Annotated in this window: 19 protein-coding genes; 7 read left to right on the plus strand and 12 right to left on the minus strand. The window is 70.8% G+C overall.

Annotated features, from left to right (window positions below):
• Nucleotides 1-50: 50 nt before the first annotated feature.
• Both ACFXGJ_RS12430 and ACFXGJ_RS12435 read right to left on the minus strand, forming a co-directional pair.
• Nucleotides 51-578 carry a carboxymuconolactone decarboxylase family protein gene (locus ACFXGJ_RS12430; protein ID WP_378619762.1) on the minus strand — a complete coding sequence of 176 codons (528 nt, stop codon included), beginning with the start codon at nucleotides 576-578 and terminating at the stop codon, nucleotides 51-53.
• Between the two features lie 3 nt (nucleotides 579-581).
• A complete protein-coding gene (locus ACFXGJ_RS12435) occupies nucleotides 582-1,169 on the minus strand; it encodes a peroxiredoxin (protein ID WP_378619766.1) in 588 nt (195 codons plus the stop codon).
• Nucleotides 1,170-1,376: 207 nt separating this feature from the next.
• Here ACFXGJ_RS12435 and ACFXGJ_RS12440 point away from each other — a divergent pair, with 207 nt between their 5' ends.
• On the plus strand, nucleotides 1,377-2,300 hold the full coding sequence (locus ACFXGJ_RS12440; protein ID WP_378619769.1) for a LysR substrate-binding domain-containing protein: 924 nt from the start codon (nucleotides 1,377-1,379) through the stop codon (nucleotides 2,298-2,300).
• A 1-nt stretch (nucleotide 2,301) separates the two neighbouring features.
• Here ACFXGJ_RS12440 and ACFXGJ_RS12445 read toward each other — a convergent pair whose 3' ends face one another.
• Complete coding sequence (locus ACFXGJ_RS12445; protein WP_378619771.1) at nucleotides 2,302-3,048, minus strand: LysR substrate-binding domain-containing protein; 747 nt, start codon at nucleotides 3,046-3,048, stop codon at nucleotides 2,302-2,304.
• Nucleotides 3,049-3,080: 32 nt separating this feature from the next.
• Between ACFXGJ_RS12445 and ACFXGJ_RS12450 the strand changes: the two genes are divergently transcribed.
• Together ACFXGJ_RS12450 and ACFXGJ_RS12455 are read left to right on the plus strand one after the other, a co-directional pair.
• On the plus strand, nucleotides 3,081-3,518 hold the full coding sequence (locus ACFXGJ_RS12450; protein ID WP_378619774.1) for a DUF5997 family protein: 438 nt from the start codon (nucleotides 3,081-3,083) through the stop codon (nucleotides 3,516-3,518).
• Between the two features lie 148 nt (nucleotides 3,519-3,666).
• A complete protein-coding gene (locus ACFXGJ_RS12455) occupies nucleotides 3,667-4,443 on the plus strand; it encodes a hypothetical protein (protein WP_378619776.1) in 777 nt (258 codons plus the stop codon).
• 33 nt (nucleotides 4,444-4,476) lie between these two features.
• On the opposite strand, the gene ACFXGJ_RS12460 is transcribed toward ACFXGJ_RS12455, so the two are convergent.
• From ACFXGJ_RS12460 to ACFXGJ_RS12475, 4 genes are all read right to left on the minus strand, one after another.
• Nucleotides 4,477-5,991, minus strand: coding sequence for a multicopper oxidase family protein (locus ACFXGJ_RS12460; RefSeq protein ID WP_378619778.1), 1,515 nt, complete (start codon nucleotides 5,989-5,991; stop codon nucleotides 4,477-4,479).
• Between the two features lie 140 nt (nucleotides 5,992-6,131).
• Nucleotides 6,132-8,636, minus strand: coding sequence for a DEAD/DEAH box helicase (locus ACFXGJ_RS12465; protein WP_378619781.1), 2,505 nt, complete (start codon nucleotides 8,634-8,636; stop codon nucleotides 6,132-6,134).
• Between the two features lie 42 nt (nucleotides 8,637-8,678).
• A complete protein-coding gene (locus ACFXGJ_RS12470) occupies nucleotides 8,679-9,716 on the minus strand; it encodes an alpha/beta fold hydrolase (protein WP_378619783.1) in 1,038 nt (345 codons plus the stop codon).
• A gap of 113 nt (nucleotides 9,717-9,829) precedes the next feature.
• A complete protein-coding gene (locus tag ACFXGJ_RS12475; protein ID WP_378619786.1) occupies nucleotides 9,830-10,777 on the minus strand; it encodes a proteasome assembly chaperone family protein in 948 nt (315 codons plus the stop codon).
• A gap of 251 nt (nucleotides 10,778-11,028) precedes the next feature.
• On the opposite strand from ACFXGJ_RS12475, the gene ACFXGJ_RS12480 reads away from it, so the two are divergent.
• Together ACFXGJ_RS12480 and ACFXGJ_RS12485 are read left to right on the plus strand one after the other, a co-directional pair.
• On the plus strand, nucleotides 11,029-11,739 hold the full coding sequence (locus tag ACFXGJ_RS12480) for a sensor domain-containing protein (protein WP_378619788.1): 711 nt from the start codon (nucleotides 11,029-11,031) through the stop codon (nucleotides 11,737-11,739).
• A 114-nt stretch (nucleotides 11,740-11,853) separates the two neighbouring features.
• Complete coding sequence (locus tag ACFXGJ_RS12485) at nucleotides 11,854-12,921, plus strand: DUF4192 domain-containing protein (protein ID WP_378619790.1); 1,068 nt, start codon at nucleotides 11,854-11,856, stop codon at nucleotides 12,919-12,921.
• Between the two features lie 26 nt (nucleotides 12,922-12,947).
• On the opposite strand, the gene ACFXGJ_RS12490 is transcribed toward ACFXGJ_RS12485, so the two are convergent.
• From ACFXGJ_RS12490 to ACFXGJ_RS12500, 3 genes are all read right to left on the minus strand, one after another.
• The gene (locus tag ACFXGJ_RS12490; RefSeq protein WP_378619794.1) at nucleotides 12,948-13,967 is read right to left on the minus strand and encodes a phosphatidylinositol-specific phospholipase C; all 1,020 of its coding nucleotides are present in this window, start codon (nucleotides 13,965-13,967) and stop codon (nucleotides 12,948-12,950) included.
• Nucleotides 13,968-14,090: 123 nt separating this feature from the next.
• Nucleotides 14,091-15,089, minus strand: a complete 999-nt coding sequence (gene galE / locus ACFXGJ_RS12495; RefSeq protein ID WP_378619796.1) for a UDP-glucose 4-epimerase GalE — start codon at nucleotides 15,087-15,089, stop codon at nucleotides 14,091-14,093.
• A 6-nt stretch (nucleotides 15,090-15,095) separates the two neighbouring features.
• Nucleotides 15,096-15,782, minus strand: a complete 687-nt coding sequence (locus tag ACFXGJ_RS12500) for an iron dependent repressor, metal binding and dimerization domain protein (protein ID WP_378619799.1) — start codon at nucleotides 15,780-15,782, stop codon at nucleotides 15,096-15,098.
• Between the two features lie 137 nt (nucleotides 15,783-15,919).
• On the opposite strand from ACFXGJ_RS12500, the gene ACFXGJ_RS12505 reads away from it, so the two are divergent.
• Together ACFXGJ_RS12505 and ACFXGJ_RS12510 are read left to right on the plus strand one after the other, a co-directional pair.
• On the plus strand, nucleotides 15,920-17,206 hold the full coding sequence (locus ACFXGJ_RS12505; protein ID WP_378619802.1) for an acetoin utilization protein AcuC: 1,287 nt from the start codon (nucleotides 15,920-15,922) through the stop codon (nucleotides 17,204-17,206).
• Nucleotides 17,199-19,901 (plus strand): GNAT family N-acetyltransferase, encoded by a 2,703-nt coding sequence (locus tag ACFXGJ_RS12510; RefSeq protein WP_378619810.1) that lies wholly within the window; start codon nucleotides 17,199-17,201, stop codon nucleotides 19,899-19,901. Before ACFXGJ_RS12505 ends, ACFXGJ_RS12510 begins: the two co-directional genes overlap by 8 nt.
• Before the next feature lie 118 nt (nucleotides 19,902-20,019).
• Here ACFXGJ_RS12510 and ACFXGJ_RS12515 read toward each other — a convergent pair whose 3' ends face one another.
• Together ACFXGJ_RS12515 and ACFXGJ_RS12520 are read right to left on the minus strand one after the other, a co-directional pair.
• On the minus strand, nucleotides 20,020-20,991 hold the full coding sequence (locus tag ACFXGJ_RS12515; RefSeq protein WP_378619813.1) for a sigma-70 family RNA polymerase sigma factor: 972 nt from the start codon (nucleotides 20,989-20,991) through the stop codon (nucleotides 20,020-20,022).
• Nucleotides 20,992-21,149: 158 nt separating this feature from the next.
• Nucleotides 21,150-22,643, minus strand: coding sequence for a methyltransferase (locus ACFXGJ_RS12520; protein ID WP_378619815.1), 1,494 nt, complete (start codon nucleotides 22,641-22,643; stop codon nucleotides 21,150-21,152).
• Nucleotides 22,644-22,649: the final 6 nt, after the last annotated feature.

A 22,649-nucleotide genomic window follows, 5' to 3' on the forward strand; every position in this document is an offset into this window, starting at 1 on the left:
GTGTACCCCGATCGGGATACACAGCGCGCACAGGCAGCGAAGCTGCGTACTTACGCGAGGGTCTCGCTGGCGACGATCGCCTGGGCCACGCCCTGGAGGGTCGCGGCGACCTTGACGGACTCCCAGACCTGCTCCTTGGTGAGCCCCTCCTTGCGCACGACGGCGTCGTGCGCGGCGGTGCAGTCGTGGCAACCGTTGATGGTGGACACGGCCAGCGACCAGAGCTCGAAGTCGGCCTTCTCGACGCCGGGGCTGCCGATGATGTTCATCCGCAGGCCCATCCGCACCTGAGCGAACTCGTCGCCGAGGAAGCTCTTCGCGCGGTAGGCGACGTTGTTCATGCCCATGATCGACGCGGCGCCGAGGGCGGCGTTGTAGGCCTCCGCGGACAGCACGTCCGCGGCCTCCTCCGCGATCTCGCGGAGCACGGTCGCCGACTTGGTGGCTGCCGCGCAGGCGAGGAAGGTGCCCCACAGCTGCTGCTCGTTCAGTTCCGTCGAGCGCGCGAGGGAACTCAGGTTCAGCTTGAGATCCTTGGCGTACTCGGGAAGCGAGTTCTTGAGGTTGTCGACCGACATGGGTCAGACGCCCTCGGACATGAGCTCGCCGGCGTTGATCGTCGGGTCGCCCTTCTTCCAGTTGCAGGCGCACAGCTCGTCGGACTGCAGGGCATCGAGGACGCGCAGGACCTCGTCGACGTTGCGGCCCACGGAGCCGGCGGTCACGGACACGAACTGGATCTCGTTGTTCGGGTCGATGATGAAGGTGGCGCGGTCCGCGACGCCGTCGGCGTTCAGGACGCCGGTGGCCTCGGCCAGCTCACGCTTGAGGTCCGAGAGCATCGGGAAGGGGAGGGTCTTCAGGTCCTCGTGCTGTGCACGCCACTGGAAGTGCACGAACTCGTTGTCGACCGAGGCGCCGAGCACCTGGGCGTCGCGGTCCGCGAACTCGTCGTTGAGCTTGCCGAAGGCGGCAATCTCGGTGGGGCACACGAAGGTGAAGTCCTTGGGCCAGAAGAAGACGATGCGCCACTTGCCGGCGTAGTCGTCGCTGGTGACCGTGGTGAAGTAGTCGTCGGGCTGCTTGGCGTCGACCTTGGACAGGTCGCCACCGATCACGGCGGTCAGGTTGTATGCCGGGAACTGGTCGCCGATGGTCAGCAGAGCCATGTTGTGTCGTCCTCCTAGTTGGTGACTTCGAAATCTCTTCGCGCACAGCGCCGCCTGGCGGGCGAGCGCTGGATTGTCGAGGGGCCGCCGAACGGGTCGTGCGGGGCTGGACTGAGTAGCTCCGCGACCGGCGTTCTTCGGTACGACTCCATAGTGCCTGAATCCCTTCAAAAGGTAAAGGCGATAGATGTCACTATACTGATAAGCATGTCCGATCAGACTTATCAGCCGACACTCTCGCAGCTGCGTGCCTTCGTCGCGGTGGCCGAGTATCGCCACTTCGGCACCGCTGCAGCGCGATTGAGTGTGAGCCAATCCACACTCTCGCAGGCGCTCGCCGCGCTCGAGAACGGCCTCGGGGTGCAGCTGATCGAGCGCAGCACCCGGCGGGTGCTCGTGACACCCGCCGGTTCCGCGCTGCTCGCGCAGGCGAAGGTGATCGCCGAGGCGGCGGACGGATTCGTCGCAACGGCGGCCGGCGTCGGCGACGCCCTCGCGGGCGCGTTGCGCATCGGGCTGATCCCCACCGTCGCGCCCTACGTACTGCCCGCGTTGCTGCCCGCGCTGCGCACCGAGATGCCGGCGGTGACGCCGCAGGTGGTCGAGGACCAGACCGCCCGACTGCTCGAGGCCCTGCGCGCCGGGACGCTCGACGTCGCGGTGCTGGCACTGCCCTCCGAGGCGCCCGGGATGGTCGAAATACCCTTGTACACAGAGGAGTTCGTGGTCGTCGTGCCGACGGGGCACGAGCTGGCCGGCCGCGCCGACCTGGCCCCCGACGTGCTCGACGAACTGCCGCTGCTGCTGCTCGACGAGGGGCACTGCCTGCGCGATCAGACGCTGGACCTGTGCCGGTCGGTGGACGCGCACCCCGTCTCCGGTGACACCCGGGCCACCTCCCTGACCACCGTCGTGCAGTGCGTCGCGGGCGGACTCGGCGTGACGCTGGTGCCGGAGTCGGCGGTGGCGGTGGAGACCGCCCGCGGCGACCTCGAGACCGCGCGGTTCGCCGCACCCGCGCCGGGCCGCACCATCGGCCTCGTCTACCGGGCGTCGAGCGGCCGGGCGGAGAAGTTCGGGCGGCTGGCGGAGCTGGTGAAGTCGGTGGCGCCGGGCTCGGCCGCGGGCTGACTCAGCGCCTGCCGCGGCCCCCGGACCGCTTACCGCTCTTGGAGGTTCGTCGATCGGGGGTGACGGACCGTCCGGCGCGGGCCTGCTTGGCGGCGGTCTTCTGTGCCGCCGTCCGCTTCGGTGCCGGCTCGTCGGCGCCGCGGCCCCGGGAGCTGTTCGCGGTGCGTCCGCGCACGATCCCGACGAACTCCTCGACCAGTTCGGTGGTCGCGTCCTCGGGCCAGGCCAGTGCGACCGGTGACTCCGGCGCATCCGTGACGGTCCGGTAGGTGAGGTCCTTACGGTGGTGCAGGCGGGCCAGCGACTGCGGGACCACCAGCACCCCGATGCCCGCGGCGACCAGTTCGATCGCGTCGGCGGTGGTGTCCGGCCGCTGCGCGGCGGGCAGGCCAGGCAACGTCTCCCAGTCCAGCGCGTCGTCGAGTGGATGCAGCACGACCTCGGCGGCCAGGTCGGCCACCGTGACCGCATCCGCCGCGGTGACGAGGTGGTCCTTCGGCACCACGACCACCGGTGTCTCGGAGTACAGCGCGATCACACTCAGGCCGGTGCGGTCGACGGGCAGCCGCACCAGTCCCGCGTCGGCGGCGCCGTCGCGCAGCACTGCCGCGGCCTCGGTCGCCGTCGTCGTGGTGAGTTCCAGCGGAACCTCGGGCAGCCGTTCCTTCCAGATCCGCACCCACTTCGACGGGGTCACGCCGGGGACGTACGCGAGCCGGAACGGGGCGGGTGCAGCGGGCTCGGTCATTGGGTCAGGCTACCGCTCGATAGGCTGGGGTCATGAGTGCGCAGAAGACACCCCAGACGATGAAGCCGGCCACCGCCGCGAAGAAGCTGGACGTGTACCTCGAAGCGACCCCCGCCGAGTTCCGGGACGGAGTCGTCACCCGCGAGGAGCTCGCGGAGCTGCGCTCCAACCCGCCGCAGTGGCTTCAGGACCTGCGCGCCGACGGGCCCCACCCGAAGAACGTCGTCGCCGACAAGCTGGGCGTCTCCATCGCCGGACTCGCACGTGGCGGCGTCGCGGACGCCCTGACCACCGCTCAGGTCGACGCGCTGCTCGCCGATCAGCCGGACTGGCTGCGGGCCGAGCGTGCTTCGCTGGTGGCGGTCCGAAAGGACGAGAAGCGGATCCGGGAACAGCAGGCGGCCAAGCGTGAGCAGTCGAACCGCCGGGAGCGGTTCGCGAAGCCGATCCACCACCCGAACGAGGACTGACCTCTCGGGAACCTTGGGCTCGGGCGTGCCGTCGATGCGGTAACGCCACGAGGCGACGGCCCGATGGGGTCAGGTGTCGTGAACTCGGGCGGGCAGTCCGAACGGACCAGCTATTCAGGAGGACCCAGGCGTGTCGTATCCGGATGACATGAGCTCCGAACCCACCGTCGTGTTCCCGCGGGTGGACCCCGACGCCAACCCCGGCCCGGACCCGAGCCCCAGTTCTCGTCCCTCACGGCGCGGGCCCGTGATCGCCGTGGGTGCGTCCGTCGCCGCGCTGATCGTCGGGGCGTTCGGCGGATACGTGTACGGCTCGTCCGGATCGACGGAGTCGGCGCCGGTCGCGGCGACGACTCCGGTCCCGACCTCGGCCGCACCGGTGCCGGGGCCCGGACAGTTCCTGGCGACGACCGGCACGGTCGACTCGATCTCCGGTGGTTCGTTCGTCCTCGTGACCGCCGACCGCACCCGGGCGACGGTGCGGACGACATCGACCACCCGCATCGTCACCGAACGCGGCGACGCACTGACCGACCTTCGGGTGGGGGACTCGGCGGTGGCCTCGGGCACACGCTCCGGATCCGACCTCACCGCCGACCTGGTGATCGCGGGCGCGCTGCCCGGCCTGGTGCCGACGACGACGCCTGCCGCCGCGCCGGTCGCCACGCAGGCCCCGCGGGTGACCGAGGCCCCGGCCGCCACCCAGCAGTGGGTCCCGGAGCCCGAGCCCTCGGCCCCCGCCCCGACGCAGCCGCCGGTCGTCCAGCAGTCCGCTCCCGTGGCGCCGCCGGCGCCGGCTCCCACCACGCAGATCGGTCCCAAGCGCAGCGACTACGGCCCGAAGCAGGACAGCTACGGGCCGAAGGGGGACTACGGACCGAAGGGGGACTACGGCCCCAAGCAGGACAGCTACGGCCCCAACTGAGCCGTCCGCGATCGGCGCCGGCCCGGAATCGGGTCAGGCCTGATAGGAGACGATCGTCGCCATCCCGGCGGCAAGGTGATAGTCGTTGTGGCAGTGGGTTATCCATTGCCCGGGATTGTCGGTGTCGATATCGGTGGCGACGGTCTGCCCGGGCAGCACGATGACGGTGTCCTTGCGGGGGCCGGTGCCGTCGGGCCGGGCGACCGCGAAGGTGTGCCCGTGCAGGTGCATGGGGTGGTACATCGTCGTCGTGTTGGTGTAGACGATCCGCGCCCTCTCGCCGGAGTGCACCTCGAGCGGGGTGTACTTCGGGTAGGCCTCGCCGTTGATCGTCCAGGTGTAGGTGTTCATCGTCCCGCCGAGGGAGGCGCCCAGCGTCACGTCCGGATTCCGGGTCGGCAGCCGGACCGCCGCGGCGGCGCGCAGGTCGGCGACCGTCAGCGGCGGCGCGCGGAGCTCGTCGGGGGAGGCGGAAGGGTCGGGTGCGGCGCCGGATCCGGTGCGGACCACCGCGAAGGCCTGCCCGCCCTTGCCCTCGGCGGCCGCCACCAGCGGGAACGCGCCGTCCTGCAGGGTGACCAGCGCGTCGTAGCGCTCGCCCATCCCGAGCAGCACCGAGCCGGTGTCGACCGGTTCGACCGGGAAGCCGTCGGAATCGGTGACGGTGAGACGGTGCCCGCCGAGCGCGACCCGGAACGCCGTGTCGTCGGAGGCGTTGATCAGCCTCAACCGGGCGCGCTGGCCCGGGCCGGCGGTGAACACGGTCGGGTCGTTGGGCGGTCTGCCGCCGAGCAGATACAGCGGGTAGCGGACGTCTCCGGCGTCCCCGCCCAGCGCGGTCGAGGTCATCGGGGCCGATTCCATTGCCCCGCTGCGTAATCGGTCGAACGCCTGCTGCGGCGTCCGGTCGGTCAGCCAGTCGGAGAGCACCACGACGAACTCGGCGTCGTAGCCGGAGGGCGCCCGGGGATCGTCGACGATCAGCGCCCCGTACAGCCCGCGGCCACGCTGCAGATCGCCGTGCGTGTGGTACCAGTAGGTGCCCGGGTCGGGTGGGATGAACTCGTAGACGAATTCGGCGCCGGCGCCGACCGGGGGCTGGGTGATGTCGGGCACCCCGTCCATGTCGTTGCGGATGGCAAGACCGTGCCAGTGCACGGTCGTCGGGTCGGGCAGCTCGTTGCGCAGCCGCACCTGGACCCGGTCCCCGACATTCGCCCTCAGGATCGGGCCGGGCAGCTGTCCGTCGTAGAGCCACGCGGTCGTGCGGGTGCCGCCGACGTCGACCTCGGTCGGAGCCGCGACGAACGTCTTGGCGACCGACTTCCCCCCGGGGAACCGCCGCTCCTGTGCGGCGGCGAAGTCGCGTACCTGTCGGGAGTCCGGACCCACCGCGCCCGCGGCCTGGGTGCCACTCGGAGCGGAGGAACAGGCTGCGACCAGGCCGACCGCGGTGGCCCCCAGGCCCAGCTGCAGGAATCGTCGGCGCGACAGACCGCCGATCGGCGGCTCCTGCTGCAGTCTCGACCACGCGTCTCGATCCGGCATCCTCCGGCCTCTCGGCAGACATGCGCCCCGAAGCGATGGTACGCCGCATGGCGGTGGACGGGGTATCGCAGGATCCGTGCGGAAGCGCTCGATTCGCGAGACGCACAGGCAACCTGACTGGCCACGCTCGGGTCGGCCGCCTACCCCTCGACCACCTCGAACTCGTCGAAGACGACCTCGCCCGCGGCGTCCGACTCGGCGAGGTTGACCTCGGCCAGCAGCGCCCAGCCGTGGTCGCCGTTGGGGTCCGCGAGGGTCTGCCGTACCCGCCACAGCTCCGGTTCGACCGAGACGGTGAACAATTGCGGCCCGCGGGCGTCCGGTCCGGTGCCGACCTCGTCGTACTCGTCGAAGTACAGCTCCATGAGGTCGGCCCAGTCGTCGGCGTCCAGCCCGTCGCCGAGCTCGGCGAGCAGGTCCCACCGTCGGCGGGAGGCCAGCTCGACCCGCTTGAACATGGCGTTGCGGATCATCACGGTGAACGCCCGGGTGTTCGCCGAGACCGGGCGCGGGATGTCGGCGCCGAACGCGATCTGCTGGTCGTCGGACTCCGCACCCGGGTTGGTCAGCTGCTCCCACTCGTCCAGCAGCGACGAATCCACCTGGCGGATCAGCTCGCCCAGCCACTCGGTGATGTCCTCGAGTTCCTCGGTGCGCGCGGAGTCGGGCACCGTCTGGCGCAGCGCCCGGTAGGCGTCGGCCAGGTAGCGCAGCACCAGGCCCTCGGAGCGAGCCAGGCCGTAGTGGCTGACCAGCTCGGCGAAGGTCATCGCCTTCTCCACCATGTCCCGCACCACCGACTTCGGTGACAGGGCGAACTCCGCCACCCACGGGTGCCCGCCGCGGTACGTCTCGAACGCCGGGAAGAGCAACTCCTCCAACGGCTTCGGCCAGGTGACGTCCTCGAGCAGCTCCATCCGCTCCTCGTACTCGATGCCGTCGGCCTTCATCTGCTGCACCGCCTCGCCGCGGGCCGCGTGCTGCTGGGCCATCAGGATCTGGCGCGGGTCGTCGAGCGTCGACTCGATCACCGACACCACGTCCAGCGCGTAGGTGACGGCCTCCGCGTCGAGCAGCTCGATCGCCGCCAGCGCGAACGGCGACAGCGGCTGGTTCAGCGCGAAGTTCTGCTGCAGGTCCACCGTCAGCCGAGCCCACGAGCCGTCCGCGTCGGGGGCGTCGAGCTGTTCGACGACACCGGCCTGCAGCAGCCCGCGGTACAGCGCGATCGCCCGCAGAATGTGCTTGCGCTGCTGCGGCCGCGACTCGTGGGAGTCCTCGAGCAGGTGGCGCATCGCGTCGAAGCAGTTACCGGGACGCGCGATCACGTTGAGCAGCATCGAGTTCGACACCCGGAAGCGGGAGACCAGCTGCTCGGGCGACGCGGCGACCAGGCGCTCGAAGGTGGGCTCGCCCCACGAGACGAAGCCCTCCGGAGCCTTCTTGCGCTGAATCTTCTTGAGCTTCTTCGGATCGTCGCCCGCCCTGGCGACCATGCGGTAGTTCTCGATCTCGTGCTCGGGCGCCTGCACCACGACGGTGCCCATGGTGTCGTAGCCCGCGCGGCCCGCGCGGCCGGCGATCTGGTGGAACTCACGCGCCCGCAGGTGCCGGGTGCGGGTGCCGTCGTACTTGGTCAGCCCGGTCAGCAGCACCGTGCGGATCGGCACGTTGATGCCGACGCCGAGGGTGTCGGTGCCGCAGATGACCTTCAGCAGGCCGTCCTGGGCGAGCTTCTCGATCAGCCGCCGGTACTTGGGCAGCATCCCGGCGTGGTGGACGCCGATGCCGTGACGCACCAAGCGGGACAGGGTCTTTCCGAACCCGGTGGTGAACCGGAATCCGCCGAGCGCCTCGGCGATCGCGGCCTTCTCCTCCTTGGAGGACATGTTCACGCTGGTCAGCGCCTGCGCCCGCTCCAGAGCCGCGGCCTGGGTGAAGTGCACGACGTAGACAGGGGACTGGTTGGTGGTCGCGAGCTCCTCGATCGTCTCCCCGATCGGGGTCTTCGCGTACGAGAAGGTCAGCGGTACCGGCCTTTCCGTCCCGCCGACCACCGTCGTCGGCCGGCCGGTCCGGCGGGTCAGGTCCTGCTGGAAGAACGACACGTCACCGAGGGTCGCGGACATCAGCAGGAACTGGGCGTGCGGCAGCTCGATCAGCGGGACCTGCCAAGCCCAGCCGCGGTCCGGCTCGGAGTAGTAGTGGAACTCGTCCATCACCACCTGGCCGATGTCGGAGTCCGCGCCTTGGCGCAGCGCCAGATTCGCGACGATCTCGGCGGTCGCGCACACGATCGGGGCGGACGAGTTCACCGAGGCGTCGCCGGTCATCATGCCGACGTTCTCCGCGCCGAACACCTCGCAGAGGGCGAAGAACTTCTCGCTCACCAGTGCCTTGATCGGCGCGGTGTAGAAGGTGCGGCGGCCCTGCGCGAGTGCCGCGAAATGCGCGCCGATCGCGACCATCGACTTCCCGGACCCGGTGGGGGTGGACAGGATGACGTTGGCACCGGAGACGACCTCGATCAGCGACTCCTCCTGCGCGGGATACAGCGTCAGGCCTCGATCGCTCGCCCACCCGGCGAAGGCGTCGAAGAGCGAGTCGGCATCGGGGCTGGCGGGGACGAGGTCGGTGAGGAGCACCGATACAGGCTATGTGAGATGCCTCAGCTGCCGCGATCGGCGTCAGGTGGCGCTGCGCTCGTCCGCCCCCATCGCGCCGAGGACGGCCTCGCGGGTGTCCGTGGTGCCGGTGATCTGGGCCTCGCCGACACCGTCGAGCAGCATCTGCCGCCAGGCCGCCGGGTCGAACTCCATCGGCGCGGTCGTGGCGATGAACTCCTCGACGACGCGCAGGAAGCGGATCGGATCGTCGTGGAACGGGAAATGGCCGCTGCCCTCGAAGATCTCCAGCCGTGAATCCGGCAGCGCCGAGTGGGCGAGATAGGCGTGGCTGACCGGGATGACGGCGTCACGCTCGCCCCAGATGATCTGGACCGGGAGCCGGGCGGTCAGGTAACAGCGGTCGAGCATGGTGACCACCTGCCCCCGCCAGTCGACCACCGCGCGCAGGGTGCGCAGGAACGCCTCGCGCGCCGTCGGGTCCGGCAGGTCGCTGAGCACCCGCACCAGGTCGGGCGCATCGTGGAAGATCGCGATCGACTTGAACGGGCCGCGGTAGAGCTGGTCGACGACCTTGCCTGCGAGTGCGAGCGCGCTCGTACAGCCCGGGACCTGCAGCAGCCGCAGCGCCTGGTTGGCCACGGGCAGTGCCGCGAACCGCAGCGCCGGGTTGACGTCCTTGGTGACCCCGCCGGGAGCGACCAGGATCAGCCGCTCGATCATCTGTGGGAACTGGTAGGCGAACTGCAGCGCCACCCCGCCGCCGAGGGAGTGCCCGATCACGGTGGCCCTGTCGAATCCCAGCACCGTGAGCAGGTCCCGCATGCCGTTCGCGTACGCGGCGATCGAGTAGTCGGCGCGCGGCTTGTCCGACCGCCCGTGTCCGAGCAGGTCGGGGGCGATGACGGTGAAGTTCTTCGCGAGGTGGGGGATGACCTCGTTCCACGTCGAGGAGTTGTCCCCGATTCCGTGGATGAGGAGCAGCGGCGGACCGTCGCCGGCGATACGGACCGCCCTGCGGTAGCCGTGCACGGTCCGGAAGACGAGGCGGGGTTCGGTGTCGGGCACCGTGCGCAAGGTGCGCTTTCGTCCTGCACTCATGTCGACTCCTGTCGCCGGCCGGCCCGACTGTCCTCGGACCGACCCACCGAGCTAATGATTTGGACGATCGTATAGTTCGGGTTCCCTCCGCGCGAGGTAACTGTAAAACGGAATCACAGCTCCTGCTCGGTGCCGCCGTCCTTGCCCTCCTGGCCGAGCTCTGCCAGGAACTTCTCGAACTCCGCGCCGAGCTCGTCGCCGCTGGGCAGTTCCGCGTCACCGGCCAGCAGCGTGGACTGCTGCTCCTGCGCCGCCACGTAGCTGTCGTACTGGCGCTCGAGTGCCTGCACGACGGACTGGACCTCGTCGTTCCCGGTGATCTGCGCGTCCACCTGCTCGCGCACGCGGGCGGCGGCCTCGCCGAGCGCGGCCAGTGGCAGTTCCAGGTCGGCGATCTCGCCGAGGTTCTCGAGCAGGGTCTCCGCCGCGGCCGGGTAGTCGGTCTGGGCGAGGTAGTGCGGCACGTGCACCGAGTACCCCATCGACTCGTGTCCGTGCTGGGCCATCCGCAGCTCGAGCAGGGCCGAGGCGCTGCCCGGAATCTGCAGTTCGCCCGACCAGCTCTGGTTCTCCCCGATCAGGTCCTTGTTGGTCGAGTGCGCGGTCACGCCGAGCGGCCGGGTGTGCGGCACCGCCATCGGGATCGCGCCGAGCGAGATGGTCCGGCGCACCCCCAGCTGCTCGGCGAGCAGTCGCACCGCGGTGGTGAACCGCTCCCACTTCAGGTCGGGCTCGAGACCTGCGAGCAGCAGGAACGGCGTTCCCGCGGTGTCCTTGAGGGCGTACAGGTTGAGCGTGGGCTCGTCGTAGTCGGAGAAGTGATCGGCCTTGAAGGTCATCGTCGGCCGACGCGAGCGGTAGTCGATCAGCTCGTCGACCGCGAACGACGCGACCAGTTCGGACTCGAGACTCTCGCGCAGGTGGGTGGTGGCGAGCTTGACCGCGTGCCCGGCGTCGGAGAAACCTTCCAGCCCGTGCACGAGTACCGGCCCGCGTCCGTCGCTCGCAGAGACCTGCGGCGCCGGGAACTCGAGCTCGTACATCCTCGACTGATCGTCCATCGTGACCCCTTCGCATACTTCGTTCCCGTCCAGTGTCCCTCACCGGCCGAGAGGGCGTGCACCCCGTCACACCCATGCCCGCTACTGGGAAAACATGGCGTGCGGCGGCGTTCATTCCCGACACGCGATGATTGCGCCGACAGCGAAACGGCCGGCCCGGTGCGGAAGTTCCCGGAGCGGGAAGGCGACACCTGGCCGCGGCCTGCGGTGGCCGCGACCGCCGTGGTGGCACAGTGGGGGAGGTACGCCCTGTGAGCTCTGGAGGACTGACGTTGAAACGCCGCACCCTGGTCGCCGGTCTCGCCGTGCTCACCCTGTCGCTGGCCGGGTGTTCGTCGTCGGTGTCCGGCGTCGCGGAGCCTGCCGCCTCGGCGGACGGGACGACCGCCCGGATCGCCGCGTCGCTGGACTCGATGCTGCTCACCCCCGCCGACTTCCCGGCGCCCTACCAGGCGATAGTGCTGTCGCCACAGGCCGTCGCGCAGGCCGCGGCGGACCTCGGCGGCATCCCCGCGGGCGCCAAGGTGGAGCCGGCCGGCTGCAAACCGCCGACGCAGGACTACGGCCCGGACTCCACCGCGATGATCGTCGGCACCGACAACGACAAGCGGGCAACTGTCACCGTCGAACTGACCCGCGTGGACCGCCCGCTCGCCGCCAGGAAGGCGGAGATCGGGCAGTGCCTCGACGTGACCACCACGAAGGACGGCGCGACCGCCCACGTCACCACCAAGATCCTGCCCGGCCCGCCGATCGACGCGGACGACACGGCGGCGATGCGGCAGACGGTGACGTCCGGCGAGTCCGGCGCCGAGGTGAAGCAGTCGATGCTCACCCTCGTCGGGCAGGTCGGCGACGTGCGGGTATCGGCGACGTACATGTCGTTCGGTGCGGGCAAGCCGGACTCGGCGACCCTCGACCAGGTGTTCACCGAGGCGGTGCAGAAAGTCCGCGCGGCCTGAATTGTCCAGGCCCGCCCCGGATCTGTGGACACCGTCGCCGGTCCGTCCACAGGCCCGCGCGTCGGCCCAGGAACGGTGTTCGGGCGTGACGGCGGGTCGCCGCACTGTTCGTGCATGGCAACCATGCATCCCAACCCGCTCCCCGACGCGCACCGCCCGGTCCGGATCAGCGATCCCGGCGACCTGATCGCGGCGATTCCCGCGCTGCTCGGATTCCGGCCGCGGCGCTCACTCGTCGCGGTCTGCCTCGGCGGCGGCGACCCGTCCGTCGTCCGCGCAGTCATGCGGCACGACCTGCCGTCCGGCGGGATCGGCCCGGCCGACCGCGACGGGCTCGATCGGATCGCGCTGGTCTGCGCCCGCGGGGAGGTCGACTCGGTCGTCGCGGTCGTGGTCGACGACCGGGCAGGCCGGCGTGGCGTCCACAACGCGCTGGCCGACGAGCTGGGCGCGTGCCTGGCCGAGTACGAGATTCCGCTGATCGGCGCCCACGCGCTCGCGGAGATCGCCGCCGCGCAGCGCTGGCGGGGCCTGCTCGGTGATTCGAGTCGTGGCGTGCTGCCGGACCCCTCGTCGTCGGAGGTGGCGGCCGCCCAGGTGCTGGGCGGCAGGGCGATCCGGGATTCCCGTGAGGAACTCGAGGCGGTCCTCGACCCCGATCCGGCACGCGACCGGACGCGCCTGGCCGCGCTGATCGCGCGGTCGCGTGACGCCGGGTGTGCGCAGGCCCCGCCGAACCGACGGGTGAGGCTCGAGTTCGTGCTGGGCCGGATCGCGGACCGCGCGTCGGCCGTGATCCCCACCGACGACGAGATCGTCGAACTGGCCCTCGCGCTGGCCGACGTCCGGGTTCGCGACGCCCTGCTCTCCCTCGCGGTCACCGACGAGGCCGACGCCGCCGAACAGCTGTGGATCGCGCTGGCCCGGGCGCTCCCGGACCCCGACCGGGCGGAGGCGGCCGCGCTGCTCGGGTTCAGCGCCTACGTCAGGGGTGACGGCCCGATGGCGGGTATCGCCTTCACGGCCGCGTTACGCGCGAACCCGGACCACCGACTCGCGTCCCTGCTCGACGACGCACTGCAGTCGGGAATCCGGCCAGAGTCGGTCTGCGATCTCGCGACCACCGGCCGCGAGATCGCCGCACGGATCGGCGCTCGGATGCCACCCCGGAGGCCACGGTGACCGCCACCCGGCCGGTCGCCCGAGGATCAGCGGAAGTCGTTGTGCGCGATGATCTCGGTGACCAGCTCGGCGGTCGGGACGTCGGTCATGACGACGCCGGTGCGGCCGCCGGCGTCGGCCAGGAAGCTCAGTGCGCGCGCGTTCATACCGATCACGCCGACGGCCCCGTCCGCGATCGTGACGGGCAGCGCGCCGCCGGCCACCGCGCCGGCATCCGCCGCGGTCGCGCTGAGGTGGTTGACGAACAGCGTTCCCGGCGCGCCGACGCGGGACCGCTCGAACTGCGCGCGGGCCTGGCCCCATTTCCGCGAGACGTCGGCCAGTCCCGACAGCGCGTAGTCGTCCTGGATGTCGGTGTAGGGGCCGCCCCAGCGCGGTCCGTACTCGGTGGTCGCCGTGAAGTTCTGCAGGACGACGATCTTGCCGCGGGTCTGGCCCAGGGTCGGAATCGACCCGTCGTACCCGGCGGGCGGCGTCCACAGGTGGGTGCGCAGCAGGTCGCGGGTGTCGGGGTTGTCGTTGACGTACCAGTTCAGGGTGTCCTGGTAGGTACGGGTGTTCTCGGCCTCGGTGTACTCGCTCTTGAGCCGCATCAGCACGGTCTCGCTCGGGTTCGCGACGAGGAAGTCGGTGACCTGGCGGACGACGTCGGTGAAGTTGGCGTGCAGGTACTCGAGATCGTGGTGGATGGCGAAGGAGTCCCGGAAGTGCCGGGTGCGGATGTCGAGCGCGCGCACCCCCGCGCCGAGCTGCTCGGGCAGCGTCGCGTCCTGGGTCTGCGCGACGGGCGAGGCGCCGGCGGTCATGGTGTCGTGGGTGCCGGGAATCGAGAGCGAGGCCAGGCTCGCGTCGTCGGGCAGCCGCCCCATCCAGGCGGGATCGTGCGCACCGGTGAGCCGGTCGTCGGCGGAGGACCCCGCCGACCCGGTCGAGCCTGCCGACGAGGCCAGTGCCTGCGGTGCGGCGGCCAGGGTCAGGGGTGCCAGCAGCAACGCCGCGATCAGGAGTGCGCGCGAGGATCGGCGGCGGGTGGGGGAGGGCGCCATGGAACGTACCTTTGCCGGAGACGGATGCGGACCGTCCGCCGGCGATCGTGTGGATCGCTCGGCGGACGGCCTGCAGCATCGCACGGCGCGGTGGTCGTGCGGTCCCTTTCGGCGAACGAACCGTCAGTCGCGACGGGCCGCGTGCGAGCGGTCCCCGAGCTCCTGCAGATACGTCCACGCGTCGGCGACGATCACGTCCAGGTCGGTGCGCTCGGGCCGCCAGCCGAGTTCGGCGATCGCCTTCTCGCTCGACGCCACCAGGACCGCCGGATCGCCCGCCCGACGGGGCGCGTCCTGCACCGCGATCGGCAGTCCGGTGACCCGCTGACATGCCGAGATGACCTCGCGCACACTGAAACCGGCGCCACTGCCCAGGTTGTAGATGCTGTGCACACCCGACGTCGCCTTGGTCAACGCGAGCAGGTGTGCCTCCGCGAGATCCAGAACGTGGATGTAGTCACGCACCGCGGTCCCGTCCGGGGTCGGCCAGTCGGTGCCGAACACCGAGATCTGCTCGCGCTGACCGAGCGCCACCTGCAGCACCAGCGGGATGAGATGCGTTTCCACGACACGGTTCTCGCCCGCGCCGCGGTACGCACCCGCGACGTTGAAGTACCGCAGGCTGGTCGCGGCCAGGCCGTACGCGTTCGCGTACGAGGTGATGGCGTGATCGATGGCGAGCTTGGTCGCCCCGTACGGATTGGTCGGCCGGGTCGGGTCGTCCTCGGTGATCGGGGTCCGCTCCGGTTCGCCGTAGGTCGCGGCGGTCGACGAGAACACCAGCTTCGGAGTGCCCGACGCCCGCATCGCCTCCAACAGTGCGAGGGTGGCGACCACGTTTCCGCGCCAGTACTTTTCGGGCTCGACGACCGACTCGCCCACGAGCGACTGCGCCGCGAAGTGCAGGACGCCGTCGAACCCGGGGCCGGACGAGCCGTTGCCGAGAACGGAGCCCGCCAGCGCGGCGACGTCGCCCTCGACGAACTCCGCGCCCGCCGGGACGGCCTCGGCGTTACCCGTCGACAGGTCGTCCAGGACCACGACCTCGTGGCCCCGCTCGACCAGGACCGTCGCGCACACGCTTCCCACATAACCGGCTCCGCCGGTGACCAGAAGTCGCATGCGCCGCTAGATCTTCTTGACCTGGACCGCGTGGGCCAGTTCCTCGGGCAGATCGATACCGGCGTGGCCGGACGCGGTGATGGTCACCCAGCCCGGCTTCGTCTCCACCGTCACGCGCGCATCCGGAACCACGCCCGCCTCGCGGAGCCGGCCGATGATCTCCGGATCGGACTGCACGTGCTCGGCCAGCCGCCGCACGACCACTGCGGTCGGGGTGCCCTGGGGCACGTCGGTGAGCCGGATCAGCGTCTCGCCGTTGTCAGTCGGGCGCTTGAGACCCAACTGTGCGAGACCCGGAATCGGGTTGCCGTACGGCGAGGTGGTCGGGTTGTCGAGGACCTCGACCAGGCGCCGCTCGACCTCCTCGCTCATCACGTGCTCCCAACGGCAGGCCTCCGCGTGTACCTGGTCCCAGTCGAGGCCGATCACGTCGACCAGCAACCGCTCGGCGAGCCGGTGCTTGCGCATCACGGCGACCGCCAGGTCGCGACCCTTGTCCGTCAGCTCCAGATGCCTGTCTCCCGCGACGAGCAGCAGCCCGTCGCGTTCCATCCGGGCCACCGTCTGGCTCACGGTCGGTCCGCTCTGCTCGAGTCGCTCGGCAATCCGAGCGCGCAGCGGAACAACGCCTTCTTCTTCGAGGTCGTAGATCGTCCGGAGGTACATCTCCGTGGTGTCGACCAGATCCTTCACGCTCACACCCCTTCGTCTCGCACGATTCTACCTAGATGTGTCCTCGAATCGGCGCGCCACTCGTGCGACGCCACCCTGCACCTCTCAACACCGTGCGCGGCTCGCGCGTTCCCGGCACCCGCCAGTAGCGTGAGTTCATGACCGTGATGTCCAGTCCCACCCCCGGCGGTCTGCGCCGTCGTGCCGACGGGGTCGTCGTGTGGAGCCCGGAGTACCTCGACTACCGGTGGAGCGCCGACCATCCGATGAATCCCACCCGTCTCGACCTGACGATGTCGCTGGCGCGCGGACTCGGACTGATCGAGGGTGCGGAAGTGGTGCGGCCCGACCCCGCGAGCGACGCCGACCTGCTGCGAATCCACACTCCGGCGTACATCGCCGCGGTGAAGGCGGCCGGCGGCGGGCCGGTGCAGGGTCTCGCCGATGCCCGGGCCGAGGGCGACAAGGCTCCGCACGGCCTCGGCAGCGAGGACAACCCGATCTTCCCGCGCATGCACGAGGCCAGCGCGATCCTGGCCGGCGGTTCGCTCGCCGCGGCCAGGGAGATCGCCGCTGGCCGGGCCCGCCGGGCCGTGAGCATCGGCGGCGGAATGCACCACGCGATGGCGGACTGGGCGTCCGGGTTCTGTGTGTACAACGATGCGGCGATCGCCATCTCGTGGCTGCTGGACAACGGATTCGACCGCATCGCCTACATCGACGTCGACGCCCACCACGGTGACGGCGTCCAGCACGCCTTCCTCGGCGACCCGCGCGTGCTGACCGTCTCGATCCATCAGCATCCCGCGACCCTGTGGCCGAACACCGGATGGGCCAGTGAGGTCGGATCGGGTCGGGGGGAGGGCACCTCGATCAACCTTCCGGTCCTGCCGGGGACGGTGGACTCGGTGTGGCTCAGGGCCTTTCACGCCGTCGTGCCGGGTGCGGTCGCCGCGTTCAGGCCGCAGATCGTGATCAGTCAGTGCGGGGTCGACAGTCATCGCGAGGACCCGCTGGCCGACCTGAGCCTGACCGTGGACGGCCAGCGGGCTGCGTTCCTGGCCATGCGCGACCTCGCCGACCGGTACGCGGAGGGCAGGTGGATCGCGGTCGGTGGCGGCGGGTACGGACTGGTGCGGGTGGTGCCACGGGCCTGGACCCACCTGATCGCCGCCGCCCTCGACCGGGAACTCGTCCCCACGCAGCCGATCCCGTCGCAATGGCGGGACCGAGTCGCCGCGATGGCGCCGAATGTCGAACTGCCCCTGACGATGAGTGACGGCGGCGAGCCGACCTACCTGCCCTGGGACGGCCCGGGCGGCACGCCGGAAACCGGCACCGAAGGCCTCGACCGCGCGCTGGTGCGGGTGGACGCGGCCATCACCGCGACCCGCCGGGCGTGCTATCCGTTGCTCGGCATGGACCCGGAGGACCCCCGTGACTGAACCCGTCGCACCCGAGTCGGCGACGCAGACGCCGGCACGCGAATCGGCTGCGCAGCCGTCGTTCCCCGCGCACTGGCTGGCGGACGTGCTGGCCGCCGACGGCGGCGCGGTGCACCTGCGGCCGATCCGTCCGGAGGACGCCGACAAGCTGGTCGCGTTCCACGCCAAGCTGTCCGAACGGACCCGCTACCTCCGCTACTTCGGGCCGTACCCGACGATGTCGAACCGGGATCTGGTGCGGTTCACCACGGTGGACCACCACAACCGGGTGGCCTTCGTCGCGGTCCTCGGCGACGAGATCATCGCGGTCGGGCGGTACGAACGGCTGCTCGAGGTGGGGGACGGCAACTCGGCGGAGGTCGCCTTCGTCGTCGCGGACGCGCACCAGGGCCGGGGCCTCGGCCCGATCCTGCTCGAGCACCTGGCGGGCGCGGCCGCCGAGAACGGTCTGACGATGTTCGTCGCGGAGGTGCTCGCCGAGAACCGCAACATGGTCAGCGTGTTCCGGGAGGCGGGGTACCAGGTCAGTCGCAGCTTCGAGGGCGGCGTGCTGCGGCTCGACTTCGCGATCGACCCCACCGAGGCGCTCCTGACGGTCCGCAACGCGCGCGAGCGGGCCACGGAGGCGCGCAGCGTGCGCAACCTGCTGAGCCCGCAGTCGGTCGCGGTGATCGGCGCCTCCACCGACAGTGCGAAGATCGGCAACGCGGTGCTGCGCAACCTGCTCGGTGCCGGATTCGCCGGACCGGTCTACCCGGTCAACGCCGAGCATCGTTCGGTGCGCGGGGTGCGCGCCTACCCGTCGGTGCACGAGATCCCCGACGACGTGGACCTGGCGGTGGTCGCGGTGCCCGCCGAGGCGATCGATTCCGTCCTCGACGACTGCCTTGCCAAGGGCGTCAAGGCGCTGGTCGTGGTGTCCGCCGGGTTCGGCGAGACGGGCCCGGACGGCGTGAGTTCCGAGCGTCGGCTGGTGCATGCCGCGCGGGCACACGGCATGCGGCTGGTCGGGCCGAACGCGCTGGGAGTGGCCAATACCAACGGCGCGGTCCGGCTCAACGCCTCGCTCGCGCCCGCCCTGCCGCACGCCGGCCGGGTCGGATTCTTCTGCCAGTCCGGCGCGCTCGGCATCGCCATCCTCGACGAGGCCGCGCGGCGCAGGCTCGGACTGTCCACCTTCGTCTCCGCCGGCAACCGCGCCGACGTGTCCGGCAACGACCTGCTGCAGTACTGGGATTCGGACCCCGAGACCGAGGTCGTGCTGCTGTACCTGGAGAGTTTCGGCAACCCGCGCAAGTTCTCCCGGATCGCCCGGCGGGTGGCGCGCAACAAGCCGATCGTCGCGGTCAAGTCGGGCCGGCACGCGGTGCCGCCTGCGCTCAAGGCGACCAGCGTCGAGATCGACGACTCCATCGTCTCCGCGCTGTTCGAACAGGCCGGTGTCGTCCAGGTCGGCTCGATCGACCAGCTCTTCGACTGCGCAGTGCTTTTCGGCTACCAACCGTTGCCCGCGGGCCCACGAGTCGCGGTGGTCGGCAACTCGACCGCGCTCGGCGTGCTGGCAGCGGACGCCGCCCGATCTGAGGGCCTGACGGTCGCCGATCCGGTCGACCTGCGCGCACAGGCCAGCCCGGAGGAGTTCGCGGGTGCGGTGAGCGCGGCGATCGCCGACGACGAGGTCGACTCGGTGATCGCGCTGTTCGTGCCGCCGGTCGCGATGGAAGCCGAACCGTACGCGAAGGCGCTGCGCGACGCCGCCCGCGACACCGGCAAGCCGATCGTCACGACCTTCCTTGCCGCGGAAGGCATTCCGGACGTCCTCGCGGTGCTCGGGCCCGACGGCAGCCCGGTCCGCGGGTCGGTGCCGTCCTACCCGGGCCCGGAGCGGGCCGTGCTCGCACTGGCCAGGGCCTGGCGGTACTCCCAGTGGAAGGTGCGTCCGAGTTCGAATGTGGTGCGTCCGGCAGGCATCGACGCCGAGCGCGCGGCGGCGCTGGTGCAGTCGTGGCTGGGGGACGGGGAGGGTCGCTGGCTCACCGACTTCGAGGCGTCCGAACTGCTCGCCTGCTACGGCATCGCCGTCGTGGAGTTCGCGGCAGCGAACTCGGAGGACGAGGCCGTCGCCGCCGCCGAGGCGCTGGGTTTCCCGGTCGCGGTCAAGGCCACCGGCGAGCAGTGGCGGCACCGCCCCGACCTCGGCGGCGTGCGGCTGGACATCTACACCCCGGACGCGGTGCGCGCCGCCTATCGCGACCTCGCGGAGGCGTCCGGCGAGCCGCTGCTGCACGTGCAGAAGATGGCGACCAAGGGCATCGGCTGCACCATCGGCGTACAGGACGACCCGTCGTTCGGTTCACTCGTCTCGTTCGGGCTCGCCGGCGTCATCTCGGGTCTGCTCGGCGACCGCGCGTACCGGGTGCTGCCGGTGACGGAGGCCGAGGCGGCCGAGCTGATCGACGCGCCGAAGGCGGCCCCGCTGCTGTCCGGCTACCGCAGCGCCCCCGAGGTGGACAAGTCCGCGCTGGTGGAGCTGGTGCAGCGGATCTCCGCGCTCGGCGACGACCTGCCGGAGGTCCGCGAGTTGGTGTGCGAGCCGGTGCTCGCGAGCGCGTCGGGCGCGGAGATCACCGACTCCCGGGTTCGGATCGGCCCCGAGCCGAGCCGGGCGGACTTCGGTCCGCGCCGACTGCGGTGAGACGAGAACGGGTGATGGGAACCATCGGCCGGTCGGGCCGAACGATGGTTCCCATCACCCGATGAGGGAGTGGGCCGGCGGCGAGGGGGAGGCCACCGGCCCACGGTCTGGGGCGGGGTCAGCTGGCGTAGGAACGGAGGCGGTCGGCCCGCTCGCCCTGACGCAGCTTGCCCATCACCTCTCGCTCGATCTGGCGGACCCGCTCGCGGGAGAGGCCGAAGATCTTGCCGATCTGGTCGAGGGTGCGAGGCTGGCCGTCGTCGAGGCCGTACCGCAACCGGATCACCTGCTGTTCGCGCTCGTCGAGAGTGGACAGCACGCTGCGGATGTCGCTGTGCAGCAGCCCGGCGATGACCGCGTTCTCCGCCGAGGTGGCCTCGGAGTCCTCGATGAAGTCACCGAGGGGTGCCTCCTCGTCGCTGCCCACCGGCATGTCCAGGCTCACCGGGTCGCGGCTGTGGTCGAGCAGGTCCGCGATCTTCGCGACCGGGATGCCCGACTCGCTCGACAGCTCGTCGTCGGTGGCCTCGCGGCCGAGCTGCTGATGCAGCTCACGCTTGATCCGGGCCAGCTTGTTGACCTGCTCCACGAGGTGGACGGGCAGCCGGATGGTGCGGGACTGATCGGCCATGCCGCGCGTGATGGCCTGCCGGATCCACCAGGTGGCGTAGGTGGAGAACTTGAAGCCTTTGGCGTAGTCGAACTTCTCCATCGCGCGGATCAGACCCAGGTTGCCCTCCTGGATCAGGTCCAGCAGCGGCATGCCCCGGCCGGTGTAGCGCTTCGCGAGCGACACCACGAGCCGCAGGTTCGCCTCGAGCAGGTGGCTGCGCGCCGACTGGCCCTCCCGGACCACGGTCGCCAGGTCGCGCTTCTTCGCGGCGGTCAGCCGCTTGCCGGTCTCGAGCACATGCGCGGCGTACAGGCCCGCCTCGATCCGCCTCGCGAGCTCGACCTCGTCCGCGGCGGTCAGCAGCGCGGTGCGCCCGATCCCGTTCAGGTAGACGCGAACCAAGTCCGCAGCGGGGCTCTGGGCGTCCAGATCCTCGGCGCTGGGACGCGCTCGGCGGGTGGTGGTGGGGCTCGTCATGACCTGCCTCCTCATCGGTGGTGTCTCATTAGGCTCAACGCCACACCACCGGCCAAAGTTCCCGGGCGACCTGCGTCACAATGCGCTTGACCTGCACTTTTGCGATGCCGGTCCTGAGAAGTTACTGAGAAGACACCGGGCCGGGAACGAGCCCGGAACTACCCGGCGGGCGCGAGATCGGCCGGCAACACCAGCCCGTGCCGAACCAGGGAGTGCACCAGTGGCACGGAAGCCTCGACGAGCTGCTCGGCGCCCTCGCCGTGCGCGGCGGCGAGCAGCTCGACCAGCTCGTTCAACACCAGCCCGTCGGCCCGCATTCCGCCGAGCAGCGCCGCTGCCAGGTCGTCCACCTCGTGCTGCCAGGCGGGCCCGTCGCCGCGGTGCACCCGCGCGACCACCTGACGCCAGCCCTCGTCGCCGGGCAGGTACACCCGTTCGAGCGCGGTGGACGCGGCCACCACGAACCGGTTCTCGAGCACGTCACGCTCGCGCAGCCACGCGACCCGGTCGAAGTAGCCGAGCGCCTCGTCGCCGAGCGGATCGCTGTAGCCGTGCCGCAGGTCCTCGGCCAGCACGTCGCTGGCCTCGTCGGTGCGGCGCAGGTAGACGAAGCCGAAGCCGATGCCCTCGACGTCGTTCTCGGCGAAGTGCGCCAGCCACGCCTCGGCCTGCGCTGCGGTCGCCGGATCGCGCGGGTCGAGACCGGCGTCGCGCATCCAGGTGCCGACGTACAGGGCGGGATCGGCGACGTCGCGCTGCACGATCCACGCATCCACCCCGTGCGCGGGCAGCCACGACGCGACCCGCGAGCGCCAGTCCTCGCCGTCGACGTGCAGCCAGGACGCCAGCATCGAGGCGGTGCCGCCTGGCTCGAGATGGTCGACCGCCCGGGAGATCATCAGTTCGCTGGCGCCGTCGAGGTCGAGACCGGAGTCCCGGTAGGTGTGCTCGACCCGCGCCCGGCCCACCACGAACGGCGGGTTCGCGACGACGCGGTCGAAGCGCCTGCCCGCGACCGGGTCGAACCACGGGCCGGAGTGCAGTTCGACCTCGACCTCGTTGAGCGCGAAGGTCGCCGCCGACAGGTCGAGCGCGCGCAGGTTGATGTCGGTGGCGGTCACCGACTGCGCGTAGCCCGTCGCGTGCAGGGCCTGGATGCCGCAACCGGTGCCGATGTCGAGGACCGAGCCGGTCGCAGCGGTCGGCGTACCCCGCAGCAGCGAGAGCGACGCGTGGCCCACGCCGAGCACGTGGTCGGGGGCCGTCGTGCGCGGTCGCATGCTGCCGTCGAGGTCGGAGAGCACCCAGTTGTTGCCTTGGCCCAGGTCCATCGGCCGCAGGTCGAGCGCGGCGCGTACGAGGGCGCCGTCGCGTTCGAGCAGTCCGGCGGCGACGGCGTGATCGAGGTCCACCGGCGCGAGCGCGGCCGCGACGTCGGTCGCGGGGCAGTCGTCGCCGAGCAGGAACAGTCGGGCCAGCAGTCCCAGTTCACCGGCGTCGCGGGTGGCGCGACGTACCGGGACGGGCTCGCCACGGCCCAGTGCCGCGTGCGCGTCCTCTCCGAGCGTGTCGAGCAGGGCGTCGGCGTTGTACTCGGTTCGGTGCAGGGCCTCGCGCAGCGGGCCGCAGAGGGAGAGCAGTTCGCGGTTCACGCGGAC

It is taken from the genome of Rhodococcus sp. NPDC059234 (assembly GCF_042754225.1).
GTDB lineage: Bacteria > Actinomycetota > Actinomycetes > Mycobacteriales > Mycobacteriaceae > Rhodococcus_G.